Here is a 20,152-nt window from a genome sequence, read left to right as displayed (position 1 = left end):
TAAGACTTGAATTACGTGAAAAGAGAGAAGGAATACATATGAGATTTAGAGATTTTCATAAAAATATTAAGATACGTATAATCGAAACGTTTATGAGCCGTTTCATCGGGAGTATGATTTTTCCGTTTATGTCCATCTACTTAGCCGTTCACTTTGGAGCAAAGGTAGCAGGGTTATTACTTTTGATCAATGTCTTCGTTGGGATAGGTATCAATTTTCTTGGAGGTTATTTTGCCGATCAATTCGGTCGTAAAAAAATAATGCTATTTGCAGAAGTGCTCAGATTTCTGGCTTTTCTCACAATGATGGTTTGTAATTCACCCTGGTATGAATCTGCCTCTATCACTTTCGCCATGATGACGATTAACAGCATATGCTGGGGGCTTGCAGGACCTGCTAATCAAGCAATGATGATCGATGTCAGCACGCCTCCGCAGCGTAAGCTCATGTACTCGATTACTTACTGGGCAAACAATCTGTCCATTGCGATCGGAGGAATCATAGGGGCTTTCTTGTTTAGTGATTACCTTTTTGAACTATTCTTTGCCCTTAGTGTTGCATCCGCCATAACGGCGTCACTAGTGGCATTCTTTATTGATGAGAGCTACGCACCTGTGAAAACCGACATGACACCTACTCAGCACATCACGCAATTAATTTCAAACTATGGAAAAGTCCTTCATGACAAGCTGTTTGTCCTTTTTACGATTGCGGGTGTACTGATCCTGTCCATGGAGTTTCAACTGACCAATTACATTGGCATTCGATTGAGTAAAGAAATGCCTTCGCAACCATTTCTCTTTTGGGACATAGATGGTGTACAGGCGATGGGGATTCTCCGAAGTGAAAATACGATCCTGGTTGTCATCCTTATGCTATTTGTCACAAGGATTCACCATTCTTTAAAGGACAGAACCGTTTTAGTGTGGAGTTGTTTCTTCTTCTCAGTAGGGTATGCAGCGCTTGCTTACTCGAACAACTTGTTCATCCTATTCTTGATGATGGCGATTTTAACGATCGGTGAAGTATTTCGCGTACCGGTTGAGCAATCCTATATGGCAGCCATTCCCCCTGACGATGCCCGCAGTTCCTACATGGCATTTAACGGTCTAAAATTTAACCTGTCCATGCTGATTGCATCCATTACCGTTACACTTGGAGCCATTCTCCCTTCAAGCATGATGGCGGGAATCATTCTTGCTGTCGGTCTTATCGGGACATTTATTTTAAAAATCATTACTCCGGAGTTGGATAGGCGGAAGGAAGGAGCGGAGTTAAGGCAACATAATGAAGCTGTGAAAGTTGGTTAGTAGAAAAAAGGCGGAGTAATCAGCCTTAGCTGTTCATTCAGGTTTATAAAAGGATCCATACAATATGGACATTGTATGGAAAAATGACTAAAACGGTTTACTATTACTAGCTAAATGGAAAGTCCAGGAGTTGAATGAAGTCCCTAACGATGCTATATTATCCTGAATAAGGTACCAACCTGTATCATACTATTAAGAGTTCAATCCGATTGAGGGGAGAAAATATGGATAATAAATGGGAACTCGCACTGCCATCTTTATCTAAAATGGCCGTATCTTCAAATCCCAATAATGAACCTGTCACTATACATGGTGGTGATGATCGCCTGAGATGCATTGGGGTCGGGACAGACGCAGCGGTATTTCAAGCCATCGATGCACCACAATATGCATTCAAACTGTATGCAGGGGATAAACGATCAAAAATTAAAGTGGAAGAAGAAGTATACCGTTCAATTAGTGATTCTCCTTTTTTTTCCACCTGCTATGCAGCTTATGAAACATTATTAGTATTAAGTTTTGAAGAAGGAACGACACTTTTTGACTGTTTGCTGCAGGGGATCCAAATTCCTGAGCAAGTGGTTCAAGATGTTGAGAGCGCGAGACAATATGTGCGGGATCAAGGTCTGAACCCACGGGATATCCATTTAAAAAACATCCTGTTGCAAAATGGAAGAGCGAAAATCATCGATGTATCGGAATATGTTCTTCCTGGAAATGACTTCAGATGGGAGCACCTGAAGAAAGCCTATGATGATCATTACCATCTGATAGAGGGCAGAGCCGTACCATTTTGGTTATTGGAGACGATTCGAAAGTGGTATAACACATGGAATAAGCATTTTAGTTCCTACGAGGAATTCATGAAAATTGTAGTGAAGTTCACTTCTTTTAAAAAAGATTGAAAAACGTTCATGGCATAGCTTGCTTGAACGTTTTTTTATATGGAAAAAGGTTACCGGAACCATCCTATTTCCACCATTAGTTCCATTATCACAAATCCTGTTTTCCAAATGTTTTACCTTGTAATCATTTCTAGCAAAGGTATAATTTTGAGATAAGGAAAGCGTTTTTTTATCTTTAATTTTCGAAATAATTAAAATTCATATGTCGAGATGCATTTTTTAGGAGGTTCACATGAGAGAGATTTTACCGGGATCAGTGCTGTCACACATACAGTACGGTTATCAGAAAGTTCCTAAGAAAGTGAAAAGTCAATGTCCCAGCTGCTCTAAGACCAGTGAATTTGTTCTGAAGGCCAATTTCTATCAGGTCAATAAGACAGGGTTGTTTGCAGAGGCAAACTGCTCGGAATGTAGGAAACCTGCTGTGTTTGTTATTATGCTTAATGATGATTCGGTCCATCGTCGGGAGGAAGCAGGCCTTTATATTTACGATCCTTTAGCTACGAACGGACCATTGGATCAGATTCAGGGGAATAAACGAATCCCACAGGACCTCGTCCGATCATTTCGATCCGCATTAAATGTCAGCCAATCGAAGGATAACTCTGCTACAGCCGTTATGTCTAAGCGGGTGCTTGAAAGTGTATTGAAGAATTTCAATGGCGATCAATCATCAGGGCAATCTTTGTCGGAACAATTCGATCAGCTTCCCAAGAATGTTGACCTGTCAAAGCCGATCCAGGCGCTCAGTCATCTTGTTCATCCAAAGTCTGCTTTCTATGAGATGCTTGAATTGGAACGGGAGATAGATGATGAAACAGCCGGCCTACTGATGGAGTTATTGGAAGGTTTAATTGAATACCTGTATGTACTTCCAGAGAAAATCGAAACTTTGCAGGAAAAAATCGAAAAGAAATATTAGTAGGGGTAGAGTGCCGTTTCCAGCACTCTACTTTTTATAATGGTTTTAAATTAAGGGAATTCAGTGCTTGATTCACGTCATCGATGTCATAGATTTTCTTCTCTAAACAAAACTGAATCACGAGATCGAATCGGTCACTGTCTGAAAGGGAGAAACCGGCGGCACTCAATAGATCTTCGGTGTCCTTCTCCGATAGTTCCAGAGAAAGACAAAGGGCCACCACTGTTCGTTTACTCGGCTTGTAGTCAGGTATCGACCTTATTTTCGAAAAATGCTTTCGGTCTACTCCTGCTTTTTTATAGATGGAAGCATCTGTTTCACCTTTGCCATCGATATGCTGAAACAACTTTTCTGAAAAAGAGGGTGACTTATGCATTTCAATAAACTCATCCAGCTCACTTGAGTAGAGGGAATCTCTAAAAAAGGCTTCTTCTTTTTCTATATCATATATCCGTATTTCTCTCATTGTTGCTACGAAATCATGAAGTTCCTGCAAAACTTTTTCATGAAGCATACCTTCACCTCCAAAATGTCGCCTGCAAGGCGACCCATTTCTACCTATATGTGGTTATGATTATATCAGAAACCATAAAGAGAGGATGAAGAAAATTGAATACTGCATCAACAGAGATCATTTTTTTACTGGACAGAAGCGGATCAATGGCTGGACTTGAACAAGAAACGATTGGAGGCTATAACTCCTTTATTGAAAAGCAGAGTCAATTACCCGGTCAAACCCTCGTCACTACCGTTCTTTTTGATGATAAGGTCGAGCTGCTATGGAGTGGGTCTGACGTTAATAAGGTAAGGCTCACACAAGAGGAGTATGTCGTAAGGGGAAGCACGGCTCTGATGGACGCTGTCGGAAAAACGATTCTCGATGTGGGTCATCGGTTATCTAGTATGGGGGAAAGTGACCGGCCAGGTAAAGTCATCTTCGTGATCACAACCGACGGTATGGAAAATGCGAGCGTCGAGTTCTCGGCAAGTAAGGTGAAGGACCTAATCCGTCACCAACAGGAGCGATACAATTGGGAGTTCATTTTTCTCGGAGCAAATATCAATGCCGCTGAAGAAGCTTTGAATATCGGCATCGATATCGGGAATGCGTTTCAGTTTGAGACGTCTTCTAAAGGGGTTGAAAAGATGTACGATGTGGTGAGTGAGGCTGTGTTTGATAAGAGAAATAAATGGTAGTACTGATTTTGGAGATCTCATCTTTTGGATGGGATCTTTTCTGTGTATAGATTGATTTTGTGGCTTATAATGAATTCACAGATATGTTTTATTAAATCGATCGGATAGCAAGCAACGCACCCAAAACTCAACCTTACCTATCCGCAGCATAAGAAATCATCATCATAAAAATCGAGATCTTTCATGATTCTGAACAGAATTTATTTAAATTTTGCCAAAACTAGTTTATCATAATGAGGTAGATTCGATTTATGTGAACGTCAACGGAGTTAAAGGAAGGTACACTATGACAACAGAAAACGAGAAGAATATTACGAGAATACATATGGATGGGAAGGAATACATTCTCATCGGAACCGCTCACGTATCCCGTCAGAGTGCGGAGCAGGTAAAAGAAGTAATAGAAGCTGAACGGCCTGACACGGTTTGTGTAGAGCTGGATGAGCCAAGGTATCAATCCATTGTAGAAGGTGATAAATGGAGGGACACCGACATCTTTCAGGTGATTAAAGATAAGAAAGCTACATTGCTGCTCATGAATCTTGCCATTGGATCATTTCAGCGTAGAATGGCCAAGCAATTCGGCATCAAGCCGGGACAGGAAATGATTCAGGGAATTCAGTCCGCGAAAGAAATGAAGGCAGAACTAGTCCTAGCTGACCGAAACATCCAGGTGACATTCTCCCGGATATGGAGCAGTGTGGGTTTCAGCGGAAAAGCCAAGCTCCTGACACAGATCGTATACAGTATCTTCAGCAATGATACGATTACAGAGGAAGAGCTCGAAAAAATCAAATCACAGGATATGCTTGATTCGATGCTGAATGAATTCACTCAAGTGTTTCCCAAATTGAAAACACCCTTAATCGATGAACGTGACCAATACCTTGCACAGAAAATCAAAGACGCACCAGGTAGGAAGATCGTTGCGGTCCTTGGTGCGGCGCACGTTCCCGGCATCTCGAAAGAAATCTACAAAGACCATGATTTAGACAGACTAAGTGAACGTCCTGCTAAATCGAAATGGCCAAAAATGATCGGGTGGGCCATCCCGATCTTGATCCTGGCCGTCATTGCTTATACATTTATCTCCAACCCCGATGCAGGTATTCAACAGGGGATCAGCTGGATCCTGTGGAACGGCGGTTTCTCTGCCCTTGGTGTAGCCATTGGGTTGGGACATCCATTAGCCATTTTGACCGCATTCGTAGCAGCACCTATCACCTCATTAAATCCGCTGCTCGCAGCCGGGTGGTTTGCAGGATTCGTCCAAGCTTATTTCAAAAGACCGAATGTTGGTGACTTTGACTCTCTTCCAGAGGATGTACTGAGCATAAAGGGATTCTGGAGAAACAAAGTCACACGGATCCTCCTCATTGTCGTACTTGCCAACCTGGGAAGTACACTTGGGACAGTCATTGGTGGAGCAGATGTTGTTAGGTTATTTCTTGAAAACGTATAGAAACGAAATGAGCTATCCTTTTGGGTGGCTTATTTTTTGTAGGGAAGTTGGAATATTATGTTAAAATATATTGGAATATTATGTTAAAATATATATGCAAATGGGTTTGGAGGGGATTAAGATTTCAAAGTTCATAAATAGATACGCCCACTGGTTGCTTCTTCTTATCGTAGGATTAAGTATCATGGCGGGATTCACGATTTATGCATCTTCTGTTCAAGGAATCATCGCAGGCGTCTTTGCAATCGTAGGATTTTTGGGTGTTACGTACCTCGCCCTGAATATTGAAACACAGAAGAGGAACAAGGATAAATAAATCAAAAAGCTGAGCCTACTTGGAATTGTCGATAGCAAGCTTCATCTGTAGAACTTAGCTAGTTGTTTTGGCAAAGGCAAACAATCGTAGCACTACGAATTTTCTCGAATGAAAGGATTTTTCTTATGATTTATGTTATCAGACACGGACAAACGGATTTGAACAAGGAAGGTAGGCTGCAGGGAAGAAGGGGACTTCCTTTAAATCAGGAAGGGGGTAGACAAGCTGAAGACTTGAAACAGCAGTTAAGTCACATACGCTTTGATTACGTTTTTTCATCTCCTCAGGAAAGAGCCATCCAAACGGCTGAAATTGCTACGGGTATGTCATGCGTGATCGACTCAAGATTGGATGTATACGATTTAGGGGAAGTGGATGGTCTGTTGAAACGCGAGGTGAAAATGGCAGGACCACTGCCTGATCCATCTTATTATAAGGGCATGGAGGATCCTGAGCAGTTTATGTATAGGATTCTGACCTTCATGGATGAACTGCAATCCAATCATAGAAGAGAAAATAAGAATATCCTCATTTCCGGGCACAGATGTACAACAGGGGCTATCGGTGCATACTTTACAGGAATTCCTGAAGATAAGAATATCTTGAGGCTCTCATCCAATAACGGTGAATACAAACAGTATGAATTCAAAAAAATAAAAATGGGAAAATCCAAGTGATACCTGCTTTATTTTACTTTTGGAGCAAATAATCGTGTTGAAGGAAGAGACCTGAAAATGTAACTGTACAGCCACGTTTTCAAAATGGAACTTTGGGTAAATAGTAATTAACCTTTACCCGCGACCTTGTGAGGAGAGAATAATAGGAGCTGTGACGATCGTTGCTCAATATACATGACAGATACTCCATTGTTTTGTATCAAACCTATATGGCAAGACACCAGGCTTCCCGTACTTCTCAGAAGATTACGATACAAATGCTTTCTCAGTATACAGGATTCTCTGAGGAAATCATTCTCGAAGCTCTTGAATTTGGAAAGTTATCACCTGATTTATCTTTAAGATAATCACCTACGTGTAAAGGTCTAAGAAAATTATTTTCTCCTCCAGGGTTGACCTAACTTTTCCTGTAATATCGTTGATTCATTTTTGTTACATAATTAATTTTTAAAGAATATATTGAAAAAACAAGCCTATATTTATTATAATAACAGAAAGGATTTATAGAGGAGGATCTAATGGACACCCACAGGAGTAAAAGGATCTCAAAGTTATACAGAAAGTTAATTACTTCTGATGCAACACAAGCTTTCCTTATTTATAAAGGCCTAGATGAGACAACGAAAGCAGAATTACTTGATTTAGTGGCAGAGATGGGCTCTCAGCACTCAGAAAAACTTTTGAATAAAATAAGCTAATATACATGTACCAAGTTTAAGACCCGGAGATGAATTTCTCCGGGTCTTTTTCTATTATGAAATCACCCCGCACTTTGAGTTTTGATCGATAGTCGATCATTCCACTATACTATTTTTCCTTCCTGCAGGAGAAAAATCCACATGAAAACATCAAATATAGGTCAATATTCCCCATTCTATGAAAATAGGAATATATTCCTTTTTATTCAAAAAATTGTTGTAATTAGGCGAATTAAAAATTATAATATTAAGAAAATTTAATAAAATTTCATCTAGAGAGGAGGATCCATTTTATGAACGTTTATATGTCGGTTGACATGGAGGGGATTACGGGCCTTGTTGATCATACACATGTGTCATCGAATAAGCATAATTATGAGCGTGGGAGAATCATTATGACCGATGAGGCAAATGCCGTTGTGACTGCTGCCTTTGAGTCAGGCTGCAGGGAGGTACTTGTGAATGATAGCCATTCCCAAATGAACAATCTGTTAATAGAGAAGCTGCACCCTGAAACGAAGCTGATATCTGGTGGAGTGAAACCATATTCTATGGTTCAAGGACTGGATGGGACGTTTGATGGGGCTTTTTTTGTGGGTTATCATGCCAGGGCATCTGTGAAGGGAGTGATGTCCCATTCTATGATCTTCGGAGTGCGAAACATGTACATCAATGAGGTGGCCGTTGGTGAACTCGGCTTTAATGCCTATGTTGCAGGATACTACGGCGTTCCTGTTTTAATGGTGGCAGGGGACGACCAGGCTGCACTTGAGGCTGAAGCGTTGATCCCGAATGTAACGACCGCAGTCGTGAAAGAAACGATTTCACGGTCCGTAGCCAAAAGTCTTACCCCGAAGAAATCGGCTTTGTTATTAAAGAAGAAAACGCAAGAAGCGATACATAATCAGAAAAACGTGAAACCTCTCACTCCTCCTGATCATCCAGTTTTGCGCATCGAGTTCGCAAATTACGGACAGGCTGAGTGGGCAAGTCTCATGCCGGGAACGATTCTTGAATCAGGCACCACCACTGTGCGTTTTGAAGCAAAAGATATTCTTGAAGCCTACAGGGCTATGCTTGTCATGACTGAACTCGCGATGAGAACAACATTCTGTTAGAAAGTGTGAGAAAAATGAGTACATATTTGTTGAAGCGACTATTGGCCATGGTCATTACCCTATGGCTGATCGTGACGTTAACGTTCTTCCTGATGCATGCAATCCCGGGCTCACCGTTTAACGAAGAAAGAAACACAAGTGAGATGGTCCAGCAAAATCTAGAAGCCCACTATCACTTAAATGAGCCAATAATGGTGCAATACTTTCTATACTTAAAATCTCTTGTTTCTCTGGATTTCGGTCCTTCCATTACCCAGCCGTCACAGACCGTGAATGATCTGTTGGGCAGGGGGTTTCCAATTTCCTTTGAATTAGGGATGATCACCCTCCTGATTGCTGTTCTGTCCGGGATTCTCTTAGGGGTGATGGCAGCCCTGAGACACAATGGAATCATCGACTATATGGCAATGACGTTTGCCGTACTTGGAATTTCGATTCCAAACTTCGTCATGGCGACATTGCTGATTCAACAAGTGGCTGTGAATTGGGAGATCCTGCCCGTTGCCACTTGGACGAGCTGGCGCCATATGATTCTGCCGACTCTTGCTTTGGCTACCGGGCCGATGGCGATCATAGCCCGTCTCACACGCTCAAGTATGTTGGAAGTGTTGACACAGGATTATATACGGACCGCACGTGCTAAAGGATTGTCACCAGTGAAGATTGTGGTGAAACATGCTTTAAGAAATGCCTTGCTCCCGGTTGTAACCGTCCTCGGGACACTGGCTGCAGGGATTTTGACGGGGACTTTTGTCATTGAACAGATTTTTGCCATTCCGGGAATGGGGAAGTATTTCGTGGAGAGTATCAATCAACGTGATTATCCAGTCATTATGGGGACCACCGTTTTTTATAGTGCATTTCTCATTATCATGTTGTTTTTAGTCGATCTGGCATATGGTTTCCTTGATCCGCGGATTAAGCTACATAAAAAGGAGGCGAAATAATGGGGATCCCAAAACAACAAGAACCACTTGTCACTCCTGACGTTAAGGACGAATGGTTCACACCTAAGAAGAGGAATAAAGAGGATGCTGAAGCGGTGGTCAGACCGAGTCTTTCCTATTGGCAGGATGCCTGGAAGCGTCTTCTGAAGAATAAACTGGCTATGCTCGGGTTAGTTTTCTTGACTGGATTGATTGTCATGGCCGTCATTGGACCGATTATTTCACCCCATGACGTTACGAAACAGACACTTTCTAATCAGAACCTGCCTCCTTCGGGTGAGCACTGGTTTGGTACTGATGATATGGGGAGAGATGTATTTACCCGAACCTGGTATGGTGCACGGATTTCCCTGTTTGTTGGTTTCATGGCAGCGCTTATCGATTTTGTGATAGGGATTCTATATGGTGGCATTGCAGGTTATAAAGGTGGTAAAACGGATCATGTCATGATGCGCATTGTGGAAATATTATACGGGTTACCTTACCTGCTTGTCGTCATTCTATTGATGGTCGTCATGGGACCGGGCCTCCTAACCATCATCGTTGCCTTGACGGTCACAGGCTGGATCGGCATGGCGCGGATAGTCCGGGGGCAGGTTCTCCAGATTAAAAACTATGAATTTATTTTAGCTTCTAAAACATTCGGGACGAAAACAGCCCGGATCATTCGTAAGAATCTGCTTCCCAATACAATGGGCCCGATAATCGTACAGATGACACTGACCGTCCCAAGTGCCATCTTTGCGGAAGCTTTCTTAAGCTTCCTGGGACTTGGAATCCAGGCTCCATATGCAAGCTGGGGTGTGATGGCAAATGACGGTTTATCTACGATTCTATCAGGGTACTGGTGGCGCTTATTCTTCCCTGCATTATTTATTTCATTGACCATGTTTTCATTCAATGTGCTGGGAGACGGATTACAGGATGCACTAGATCCGAAACTAAGGAGGTAATCATCATGAGCAAAGTATTATCCGTACAAGATCTCCATGTCTCCTTTACGACATATGGCGGTGAAGTCAAGGCTGTCAGGGGTGTAAGCTTTGATTTACGTAAAGGGGAGACCCTGGCGATTGTAGGGGAGTCAGGGTGCGGGAAGAGCGTCACTTCACAGAGCATCATGAGACTGATTCCAAACCCACCGGGAAAGGTGACCGGTGGGAGGATCCTGTTTAAAGGGAAAGATTTAATAAGGTTATCAGAACCTCAAATGAGAAAAGTACGCGGATCCGATATTTCCATGATCTTTCAGGATCCCATGACGGCACTCAATCCTACACTGACCATAGGCGAACAAATCATGGAGGGGATTTTGCAGCATAACGATATTTCCAAGAAACTGGCCAAACAAAAAGCGATCGACATGTTGAAACTGGTCAGCATTCCCAATCCTGAAGAAAGGTTAAAGCAGTACCCTCATCAATTCAGTGGGGGAATGCGACAGCGGATCGTGATTGCCATGTCTCTCGTATGCGAACCGGATGTTTTGATTGCCGATGAGCCGACAACGGCCCTGGATGTTACCATACAGGCTCAAATACTGGAATTGTTTAAAGAAATCCAGAAGAAGACTGGCGTCTCCATTATATTAATCACACATGATTTAGGCGTCGTCGCTCAAGTGGCTGATCGAATAGCCGTTATGTATGCCGGAAAAATAGTAGAGGAAGGGAACAGGAGGGAGATCTTTTATCATGCCCAACACCCCTATACTCAGGGACTGTTGAAGTCAGTCCCAAGGCTTGATCTTGACGGGGAAGACCTGGTACCCATTCCTGGTTCACCACCCGATCTGTTTTCTCCACCCGTTGGATGCCCGTTCGTTCCACGATGTGATAAGGCGATGGAAGTATGCGACCGTGTCTATCCCGGGAAGACGCAATTATCGGAGGAACATCATGTCGACTGCTGGCTTCAGGATAAACGGGCCAAAGACTTGCTTTCATCGATCAGTTTAACCATTCGCTAAACTGATCGTTTGATAGATAAATAGGATAAGAGGGGGAAAATCATGAAAAAGGTATTATCAGTCTTTCTAGTAGGAATGCTTCTGTTCATGCTGGCAGCTTGTACGGCCACAAAGGATGCAGGCAGTGAGTCAAGCAGCGGAGACAGTAAGAAAGAAAATGCAGGGAAGGTCCTCCACTTGAATAATGGAGCTGAACCAACGTCCTTTGACCCACCTATCGGCTTTGATTCTTACTCCTGGACGGCATTGAACAACTTAATGGAAGGGATGACCCGTTTAAATGCCAGTCACGAACCAGAAGCAGCCATGGCGGAAAAGTGGGATGTCTCAGAAGATGGCAAAGTCTATACCTTCCACATCAGGGACAATGCCAAATGGTCAAATGGTGATGATGTCACAGCCGGAGATTTCGTATTTGCATGGAAACGCCTATTAAACCCGGAAACAGGCTCACCGGCTGCTTTCCTGGGATACTTTATTGAAGGGGGAGAGGCATTCAACACTGGAAAAGGTTCAGCTGACGACGTGAAAGTGGCGGCTAAGGATGAGAAGACATTCGAAGTCACACTGACAAGTCCACAAGCCTATTTCTTGAGCGTCATCGCCAATCCAGCATTTTTCCCGATCAATGAAAAGGTTGCTACTGAAAACCCTGAATGGTTTGCAGAAGCTGACAGCTTCGTGGCTAATGGGCCTTTCAAGTTGACGGAATGGGAACATGACAGTCATTTCGTGATGGAAAAGAATGATCAATATTGGGATAAAGACTCGGTGAAATTAGACAAGATCCACTGGGCGATGGTGAACGATACCAATACGGATTATCAATTATACAAAACGGGTGAATTGGATACAGCTGATGTACCTGCGGATTTAAGTAAACAGTTATTTGAAGAAGGAAAAGTGAATGTTGAAGACCAAGCCGGAACGTATTTCTATCGTTTCAATTTAGAAAAAGAGCCTTTCCAAAATCAGAACATCCGGAAAGCATTCGCCATGGCAGTCGATCAACAGCAAATGGTTGACTTTGTGACAAAGAACAAAGAAAAAGCTGCTTACGGATTCGTTTCTAAAGGCTTTAAGGACCCTTCAGGTAAAGACTTCCGTGAAGCAAACGGAGACTTGGTAAAAACAGATGTGGAAGAAGCAAAGGCTTTACTGAAAAAAGGGATGGAAGAAGAGGGTTACGACAAACTTCCGGAAGTCACTTTAACATACAGCACGAGTGATACTCATCAAAAAATTGCCGAAGCATTGCAGCAAATGTTCAAAGAAAACCTGGATGTGGATGTTTCATTAGCCAATATGGAATGGAACGTATTCCAGGATGAACAAAAAGCGTTGAAGTTCCAACTATCCCGCAGTTCATTCTTAGCGGACTACGCAGATCCAATCAACTTCCTGGAGAATTTCCAAACAGGGCACTCCATGAACCGTACTGGCTGGAGTAACGAAAAGTATGACAGCCTGATCAAACAAGCGATGAATGAAGCGGATGAGGCGAAACGTTTTGACATGATGTATGAAGCAGAAAAGATTTTGATGGATGAAATGCCGATCATTCCGATTCACTTCTATAATCATGTGTACCTGCAAAATGAGGATGTGACAGGTATCGTCCGCCATCCGGTCGGATACATGGAGCTGAAATGGGCTGAAAAAAAATAGGGAAATGAAAAGGATGAGTGGAGGGACAAGTAAGGTGCATTTTGGGCCTATTGTCCGCTCCCTCTTTTTCTACGAAAGGGGTCCGGAATGTATGATAAAACCTTCTAAACTTAAAAAAGGGGATACTGTTGGAGTCATAGCACCTGCAAGCCCTCCAAAAACTGAACCCTTACAAAAAGGGATACGCTTCCTTGAGGAGTTAGGATTGAATGTAAAGACCGGGAAATCGGTACATAAGAAATATGGCTACTTGGCAGGTGAGGACAAAGAACGGGCAGAAGATATCCATGAGATGTTTGGGGACCGGAACATAAAAGCTATTTTTTGTGCATGTGGAGGTTTTGGAACAGGACGCATTGTTTCCAAATTGGATTTCGACCTCATCCGGAATAATCCGAAGATTTTTTGGGGGTATAGTGACATTACCTTTTTACATACCGCTATCCATCAACAGACCGGTCTCGTAACCTTCCACGGTCCGATGTTAAGTTCAGATATCGGACTGGATGATGTTCATGAAGCATCAAAGGAATCGTTTCGACAACTGTTTCAAACGGAAGATTTTGACTATACGTATGATAAACCCCAGCTGGAGGTGCTAGTGGAAGGCGCAGCAAGCGGACCCATGATCGGCGGGAACCTCACCCTTCTGGTCAGCACTTTGGGAACACCCTATGAAGTGAATACGGAAGGGAAGCTCCTTTTCATTGAGGATATTGATGAAGAGCCTTATCAAGTTGATCGAATGGTGAATCAATTGAAAATGGCTAATAAATTCACCGAAGCTTCAGGAATCATCATTGGTGATTTTAAAAACTGCGAGCCTAAGAAAAGAGAACGCTCCCTGACTCTCGATGAGGTGCTGACAGAACATATCAAGAGTGCAGGAAAGCCTGTCATGAAAGGGTTTAAAATCGGGCACTCTTCCCCGAGTATCGCCATTCCGGTGGGCAGTATAGGAACAATGAATACGCTTGATCAAACGTTAAAGATCGAATCAGGCATTAGTGAGGGTGAGAAAGATTGAAGATCCATCAACTTGAAACTTTCAGGACGGCAGTCCCTTTACATACCCCTTTTAAGACTGCTTTACGTACTGTTGAAGTAGCAGAAGCCATCGTTGTGAAACTGACATGTGACAATGGTATCGTCGGCTGGGGGGAGGCGCCACCGACTGTGGTGATAACAGGGGATAGTTTATCCAGCATTGAATATAGCATCCAGGAAGTGATCAAACCAGCACTGGTTGGCCAAAATCTTCTAAACTATGAATATCTGTTCCAACAACTGCATTCTTTGCTAGTCCGGAATTCAAGCGCGAAAGCGGCAGTAGATATGGCGATATACGACTGTTTGGCCCAACAAAGTGATTTGCCACTTTATCAGTATCTTGGGGGGTATCGTAAGGAGCTTGAGACGGATTACACTGTGAGTGTGAACAGCGCGACGGAAATGGGTGAGGATGCAGCAGCATATGTAAAAAAAGGCTTTGACGTGCTGAAGGTGAAGGTCGGAAAAGATGAAATCGAAACTGATATTAAGAGAATCCAAGAAATCCGTAAACGGATTGGATATACGATCAAAATACGTTTGGATGCCAATCAGGGATGGGAATCGAAAGCGGCTGTTAAAGCAATTCGAAAAATGGAGGATCTTGACCTGAATATTGAATTAATCGAGCAGCCGGTACCTGCCCATGACATTGAGGGGTTGAAACGAGTCACGGATGGGGTTGATACCTTAATCATGGCAGATGAGAGTGTTTTCACTCCGCATCAAGCCTTTGCAGTATTAAAAACCAGGAGTGCAGATCTTATCAACATTAAACTTATGAAAGCAGGCGGGATTTACCATGCTCAGAAAATAAATGATCTTGCTGAAGTGTGCGGGGTTGAATGTATGGTGGGAAGCATGATTGAAACCCGACTGGGAATAACGGCCGCAGCCCATTTTGCTGCAAGCAGGAAAAATATTACCCGGTTTGATTTCGATGCTCCGCTCATGCTGGCTCAAGATATTGTAGTGGGAGGCATAAGATATAACGGTCGAAAGATAACCATGCCGAGCGAACCGGGTTTGGGAATAGCGAGAGTATTAGTATGAATATAGGGGGAATTCAAATGACGACTAAAGCGCTGATAGCCGTACCTGTAGCAACTGTATGGACCAATGGGGATTCTGCACGTGAGATGGATAGACCAGCACTTACCAATCCGGTTCGTATCACTAAATGGTTAGATTCCTTAACATATGAAACACGCTTGGCTCTTTGTGATGAGAACCGAATCCAATCTCAGGCCTTATTCGGTCAGGAAGTGTTCGTGATGGAAGAGAAAAACGGGTGGTCCCATGTCATCATTCCTGATCAGCCCTCATCTAAAGACGATCGCGGATACCCTGGTTGGATCCCGAGCGCTCAGCTTTCAACAGGAGAGGTACCTCCTTCTGAAACGTATGCCATTGTGGTAAGTCCATTCACGAACTTAATCAACGATCAGAATGAAACCGAATTAGAACTCAGTTTTCAAACCGTTTTACCGATTGTGAAAGAGCTTGATGAGTTGGTAGAAGTGAACGCTCCGACGGGCAGAAGATACTTAAAACAAAGCGATATCATCATTTCAAAAGCAAACATCAACGATCAAATGGGAAGTGGACAAGACATTGTCACTTCAGGGGAAACATTTCTTGGTCTTCCATATTTATGGGGAGGGATGTCAAGCTATGGGTTTGATTGCTCAGGATTCAGCTACACCATGTGTAAAACAAATGGTTACTTGATTCCCCGTGATGCAAATGACCAGGCAAAAAAAGGGAAAGAGATCCCCTTGGATCACGTAATGCCCGGTGACCTTTTATTCTTTGCGTACGAAGAGGGAAAAGGAAGCATTCATCACGTTGCCATCTATTATGGGGACGGAAAGATGATTCATTCCCCGAATACCGGGAAATCGATTGAAATTCTCTCCTTGAAAGGAACCTATTACGAAAAAGAGTTATGTGCTGCCAGACGCTACTGGGAAGAAACGGAGGGATCATCATGAAGGGTCACAAGCTTCTTGAAGTGAAGGAATTAAAAAAGCACTTTCACCTGGAAAAAGGAAAAACATTGAAAGCCGTTGATCAAATTTCATTTGATATATATAAAGGGGAGACCTTCGGATTGGTTGGTGAATCCGGTTGCGGAAAATCAACGACCGGGCGTACCATTATCGGACTATATGACCGGACAGAAGGAGAGGTCCTCTATGAAGGTAAAAACGTACATGAACTCTTGGAAAAGGAAAAATTGTCGTTTTACCGGAATGTGCAGATGATCTTCCAAGATCCATACGCTTCTCTGAACCCACGCTCTACAGTAAGGGAAATTATAGCTGAACCGATGGAGGCTAATAAATTATTCAAGAACAAAAAAGAACAGGTGGAACGGATTTATCAGCTTTTGGAAGATGTAGGACTGAATAGGGATCACGCCAATCGTTATCCTCATGAATTCAGCGGGGGGCAGCGTCAGCGTATAGGTATTGCAAGGGCCCTTGCTCTTAATCCTGATTTCATTATTGCAGATGAGCCGATTTCTGCTCTTGATGTATCTGTACAGGCACAAATTGTAAACTTATTAACGAAGCTGCAAAAAGAAAAGGGACTGACCTTTTTATTTATTGCCCATGACCTTTCGATGGTCAAACATATCAGTAACCGCATAGGTGTGATGTATCTAGGACATATTGTAGAGCTGACTGATAGCAAAGAATTATATAAGAAGCCTCTTCATCCTTACACTCAAGCATTGCTTTCAGCCATTCCCATTCCCGACCCCGATGTGGAGGATGCACGTGAAAGAATGATCATTCAGGGTGAAATCCCAAGTCCTATCAATCCACCAAGCGGTTGTGTATTCAGAACCCGTTGTCCTGCAGCCATGGAAGCGTGCGCCACCCATAAGCCAAAGTGGCAGGAAGTAGAGGAAAAGCACTTTGTGGCTTGTCACCTTTACGATAAGGAAATCACCAGGGGCCGAGATGAAGTAGCTGTCACTACGTGAAGGGATGAATGAGTCAAATGGACACAATGTTAGAACATTCAATACAGGAAATAGCGGAACGTTGTGATGGGATGGTCAGCGTAGCCGTTGATCTACCATCACAAGCAATCCATATCAATGGGGACAGACCCTGTTCTGCTGCCAGCTTGATCAAAATTCCCATTCTACTCGAAGGCTTCCGCCAATCAGAGAAAGGGATGATCTCCCTTTCTGAAAAAGTCTACGTTCCTAAAGATGAAAGGGTGGGAGGGGCTGGAGTACTGACGTCACTTTCAGAAAATGTATCCCTGACGATCGAGGATCTTCTCACCCTCATGATCATCGTTTCAGATAATACGGCTTCAAATCTTCTCATAGACCGACTTGGTTCAAAGCCCATACAAGACCTATGTCATTCTCTGAACTTAAAACAGACAAAACTCATGAGGAAGTTGATGGATTTTAAAGCAATGGAGCAGGGGTTGAATAACTTCACTTCGGCACATGATATCATCACTTGCTTAAAGGTGATGGACAACGGTGAACAATTCAGTCAGACGAGCCGTGAAAAAATGCTGAATATATTGCAACAGCAACAATTTGACAACAAACTCCCATCAAGGATGGATCGGGAAAAAGTATTTGTAGCCAACAAAACAGGGGAACTTCCCGGGGTGGAGCATGATTGTGCGATCTTAAAGTTCAAAAACAAAACCGCCTATATAGCCGTTTTAATAGATGAATTGGATGAAAATGAATACGGAAAAGACACCATTGCACGGATTGGAAAGCTGATATTCAATTCGTTGATCAATGAGGAGAAATAGAAAAAGCAGATGAGCCATACCAATGTATGATGGCTCATCTGCTTTTGTCTCTCGTTTGCCTTGACCTGAAACATGTTCTTGTAACTGCTACTATTTAAACAACTTATTTCGATCCTCCATACTTGGAGGCTGTTCCAACCAACCATTTTTCGCCATGATCTTTCCTCCATCGTGCCCATAAGCCAAAATGTCTTTTGCTGTTGAAGCAAGCATGACAGGAAGATCACTGCGTAAGCTGAAAGCTGTGCCCAGGGCATTACTTCCCAAACCGAAATTAGTGAAGAGAGAGGTACAATACATCACCAGCTTATCTGAAAATGGCGAAATCGTTGAATCAGTTGCCCGTGCCCCAGAGGTAGCAGGGGCCTGGATATCACTTTGCATCAGCACTTTAGAATATTCGCGTATGATTTTCTTCGACAATTCTTTCCCTTTGATGAAGTATTTCTTCACCTCGGGTTCATTCGCTACCTGAGCAAAGCCCGTCATCATCTGCATACCCAATGTATTTGATTCGATACCAAAATACAGATAGGCGACTTCCACAGTATTCAACGTCCTTTTATCTGAAAAGATGTTGAAACCAGCCATATAATTCGGACTTTGAGCAAATTCTACCGACTTTGGAAGAGTCACGGCAGGGGGACCTGGTAAAACATCCTTATCCTTTAAGTAATCCATACATTTTTCATATACTGTTTGAGTGAATCCCGTTAATTCTTTGTACAAGAGGATGAGGTCTTTCCTGTACGACATATTGAGGTGTAACGTATGTAAACCCATGCTAATTGCTTTGAGCTGCCTTAGGAACATGATGTCGAAGCTGTGACCAAACAAAATCGGGACCCCCGGATTAACATCCTCTTCAGTAAAACCGGCCGGTACGACACATCCCTCTTCCTCGAATATAGATACCAGCCTTCCCACATACTCCTTTACATGTGTATGTGTGTAAACCAAGATGTTTTTTGCTTCCTCATCATCAGCCTTCTCTATGAGATACTCCAATATTTGTTGAATCATGGTTTTCTGTTGATACGTCATCCATAATGTAGCAAGCTCACTTGAATTTAAGGCTTTCTTCTCCGTCATTAACACCCATCCTTTTTCCATGCATTTTACTCCCCGGAACTTTGCAATTATGGGATCCGAGAAAATCCTATCTTTATTTTTTCGTATTCATGTAAAAATTATTCTATCGTGCTCGAGATAGGTGAGTATTAAATGACGTCAGAATGGAAATTAGAAGGCAAAAGCACCCTATTATCTCAGGGTGCTTTTGCTTTTTTGTAAATGTATCAGGGCTGTATGAAGACTCGCGAAAGTCGGGATGTGATTGATGATAATGCCAAGATTGACCATGGTTTGTGCAATTTCCGGTCTAATACCTGTCAAGACCGCTTGAATCCCGGCTAATTTAAGTGCGGCCACCACTTTAAATAACTGATCTGCCACCATCGTATCGACAACCGAAACACCTGACAAGTCAATAATGAGATGCTGTAAATTCAGTGCCGTTCCTTTTGTGAGCGCCCTTTCCATTAAATCCTTCGCCCGTGAGGAATCAATGTCTCCGATAAGGGGGAGAATGGCAATACTATCCGTCACCTTCACAATGGGAATGGACAGTTCTGAACTGATTGAATCCGATAGAGGGTGAGAATAGGCAATCGTAATACGAAATATGGCCCGGTCCACACCTGAATGAAAGAGTGAAAGTAAATCATGAAACGTAGCGATGGACAACTCTTTGTCAATCGCCTCTCTTTTTATCACTTCCCCAATCGCGGTTCGAAAGGAGTGAAGGTCACTGATCGCTACTTCTAAAGACACCTCTAATTGTTTAAAGAGCGTTACAGATGAGCATGCCCATTTTTCGATGGTTCCTTCCGTATTATCATTTCGCAGTGAGTGAGCCAGCACCTCGATGGAATCTCCCCGCCATTTTCTGAGTGATACATCGACAATATTTGAATGGGAAGAGTCCTTATTCGCTCTTTCGAGAATCAGCGCCGACTTTGATTCAATGATTCGATTGATGAAATCAAGATATTTGTTTTCGTCCTGAACGGCCTTTATCGACATAAAATAACCTCCTTCTATTAATCAACT

20 protein-coding genes are annotated in these 20,152 nt (G+C 42.8%); 17 read left to right on the top strand and 3 right to left on the bottom strand.

Features of this window, described 5'->3' with window-relative positions; all coding sequences use genetic code 11:
* The first annotated feature begins 38 nt into the window (after positions 1 to 38).
* From CN378_RS12035 to CN378_RS12025, 3 genes are all read left to right on the top strand, one after another.
* Positions 39 to 1,310, top strand: coding sequence for an MDR family MFS transporter (locus tag CN378_RS12035; RefSeq protein ID WP_098352211.1), 1,272 nt, complete (start codon positions 39 to 41; stop codon positions 1,308 to 1,310).
* A gap of 224 nt (positions 1,311 to 1,534) precedes the next feature.
* Positions 1,535 to 2,215: a serine/threonine protein kinase gene (locus tag CN378_RS12030; protein ID WP_098352209.1), complete on the top strand. Its 681-nt coding sequence runs from the start codon at positions 1,535 to 1,537 to the stop codon at positions 2,213 to 2,215.
* Positions 2,216 to 2,447: 232 nt separating this feature from the next.
* Complete coding sequence (locus CN378_RS12025; protein ID WP_098352207.1) at positions 2,448 to 3,137, top strand: hypothetical protein; 690 nt, start codon at positions 2,448 to 2,450, stop codon at positions 3,135 to 3,137.
* A gap of 34 nt (positions 3,138 to 3,171) precedes the next feature.
* On the opposite strand, the gene CN378_RS12020 is transcribed toward CN378_RS12025, so the two are convergent.
* Positions 3,172 to 3,651, bottom strand: a complete 480-nt coding sequence (locus CN378_RS12020; protein WP_098352205.1) for a hypothetical protein — start codon at positions 3,649 to 3,651, stop codon at positions 3,172 to 3,174.
* Positions 3,652 to 3,746: 95 nt separating this feature from the next.
* Here CN378_RS12020 and CN378_RS12015 point away from each other — a divergent pair, with 95 nt between their 5' ends.
* The 14 genes from CN378_RS12015 to CN378_RS11945 all read left to right on the top strand — a co-directional run bounded on the left by CN378_RS12015 (position 3,747) and on the right by CN378_RS11945 (position 18,040).
* Complete coding sequence (locus CN378_RS12015) at positions 3,747 to 4,334, top strand: vWA domain-containing protein (RefSeq protein ID WP_098352203.1); 588 nt, start codon at positions 3,747 to 3,749, stop codon at positions 4,332 to 4,334.
* Between the two features lie 286 nt (positions 4,335 to 4,620).
* Entirely contained in the window at positions 4,621 to 5,796 is a 1,176-nt protein-coding gene (locus CN378_RS12010; protein WP_098352201.1) for a TraB/GumN family protein, read from the top strand.
* 184 nt (positions 5,797 to 5,980) lie between these two features.
* Positions 5,981 to 6,112, top strand: a complete 132-nt coding sequence (locus CN378_RS22945) for a hypothetical protein (protein ID WP_257141119.1) — start codon at positions 5,981 to 5,983, stop codon at positions 6,110 to 6,112.
* Positions 6,113 to 6,237: 125 nt separating this feature from the next.
* Positions 6,238 to 6,789 (top strand): histidine phosphatase family protein, encoded by a 552-nt coding sequence (locus CN378_RS12005; RefSeq protein WP_098352199.1) that lies wholly within the window; start codon positions 6,238 to 6,240, stop codon positions 6,787 to 6,789.
* Between the two features lie 991 nt (positions 6,790 to 7,780).
* Positions 7,781 to 8,605, top strand: coding sequence for a M55 family metallopeptidase (locus tag CN378_RS11990; protein WP_098352195.1), 825 nt, complete (start codon positions 7,781 to 7,783; stop codon positions 8,603 to 8,605).
* Between the two features lie 14 nt (positions 8,606 to 8,619).
* Complete coding sequence (locus tag CN378_RS11985) at positions 8,620 to 9,552, top strand: ABC transporter permease (protein WP_098352193.1); 933 nt, start codon at positions 8,620 to 8,622, stop codon at positions 9,550 to 9,552.
* Positions 9,552 to 10,505, top strand: coding sequence for an ABC transporter permease (locus tag CN378_RS11980; RefSeq protein ID WP_098352191.1), 954 nt, complete (start codon positions 9,552 to 9,554; stop codon positions 10,503 to 10,505). The genes CN378_RS11985 and CN378_RS11980 overlap by 1 nt, the downstream gene beginning before the upstream one ends.
* A gap of 5 nt (positions 10,506 to 10,510) precedes the next feature.
* On the top strand, positions 10,511 to 11,521 hold the full coding sequence (locus CN378_RS11975; RefSeq protein ID WP_098352189.1) for an ABC transporter ATP-binding protein: 1,011 nt from the start codon (positions 10,511 to 10,513) through the stop codon (positions 11,519 to 11,521).
* A 42-nt stretch (positions 11,522 to 11,563) separates the two neighbouring features.
* The gene (locus tag CN378_RS11970; protein ID WP_098352187.1) at positions 11,564 to 13,189 is read left to right on the top strand and encodes a peptide ABC transporter substrate-binding protein; all 1,626 of its coding nucleotides are present in this window, start codon (positions 11,564 to 11,566) and stop codon (positions 13,187 to 13,189) included.
* A 91-nt stretch (positions 13,190 to 13,280) separates the two neighbouring features.
* The gene (locus CN378_RS11965) at positions 13,281 to 14,216 is read left to right on the top strand and encodes a S66 peptidase family protein (protein ID WP_098352185.1); all 936 of its coding nucleotides are present in this window, start codon (positions 13,281 to 13,283) and stop codon (positions 14,214 to 14,216) included.
* Positions 14,213 to 15,292 (top strand): dipeptide epimerase, encoded by a 1,080-nt coding sequence (locus CN378_RS11960; protein WP_098352183.1) that lies wholly within the window; start codon positions 14,213 to 14,215, stop codon positions 15,290 to 15,292. The genes CN378_RS11965 and CN378_RS11960 overlap by 4 nt, the downstream gene beginning before the upstream one ends.
* Before the next feature lie 17 nt (positions 15,293 to 15,309).
* Positions 15,310 to 16,233 carry a C40 family peptidase gene (locus tag CN378_RS11955; protein ID WP_179884894.1) on the top strand — a complete coding sequence of 308 codons (924 nt, stop codon included), beginning with the start codon at positions 15,310 to 15,312 and terminating at the stop codon, positions 16,231 to 16,233.
* Entirely contained in the window at positions 16,230 to 17,234 is a 1,005-nt protein-coding gene (locus CN378_RS11950) for an ABC transporter ATP-binding protein (protein WP_098352181.1), read from the top strand. The genes CN378_RS11955 and CN378_RS11950 overlap by 4 nt, the downstream gene beginning before the upstream one ends.
* A 17-nt stretch (positions 17,235 to 17,251) precedes the next feature.
* A complete protein-coding gene (locus tag CN378_RS11945) occupies positions 17,252 to 18,040 on the top strand; it encodes a serine hydrolase (protein ID WP_179884893.1) in 789 nt (262 codons plus the stop codon).
* Between the two features lie 90 nt (positions 18,041 to 18,130).
* On the opposite strand, the gene CN378_RS11940 is transcribed toward CN378_RS11945, so the two are convergent.
* Together CN378_RS11940 and CN378_RS11935 are read right to left on the bottom strand one after the other, a co-directional pair.
* Positions 18,131 to 19,132 (bottom strand): DUF3231 family protein, encoded by a 1,002-nt coding sequence (locus CN378_RS11940; RefSeq protein ID WP_098352349.1) that lies wholly within the window; start codon positions 19,130 to 19,132, stop codon positions 18,131 to 18,133.
* 171 nt (positions 19,133 to 19,303) lie between these two features.
* Positions 19,304 to 20,125, bottom strand: a complete 822-nt coding sequence (locus CN378_RS11935; RefSeq protein WP_098352177.1) for an STAS domain-containing protein — start codon at positions 20,123 to 20,125, stop codon at positions 19,304 to 19,306.
* Positions 20,126 to 20,152: the final 27 nt, after the last annotated feature.

It is taken from the genome of Bacillus sp. AFS015802 (assembly GCF_002561455.1).
In the GTDB taxonomy this organism is placed as follows: domain Bacteria; phylum Bacillota; class Bacilli; order Bacillales; family Bacillaceae_B; genus Rossellomorea.
The sequence above is the reverse complement of the archived record's forward strand: the minus strand, read 5'-3'. Positions and strand labels throughout refer to the sequence as shown.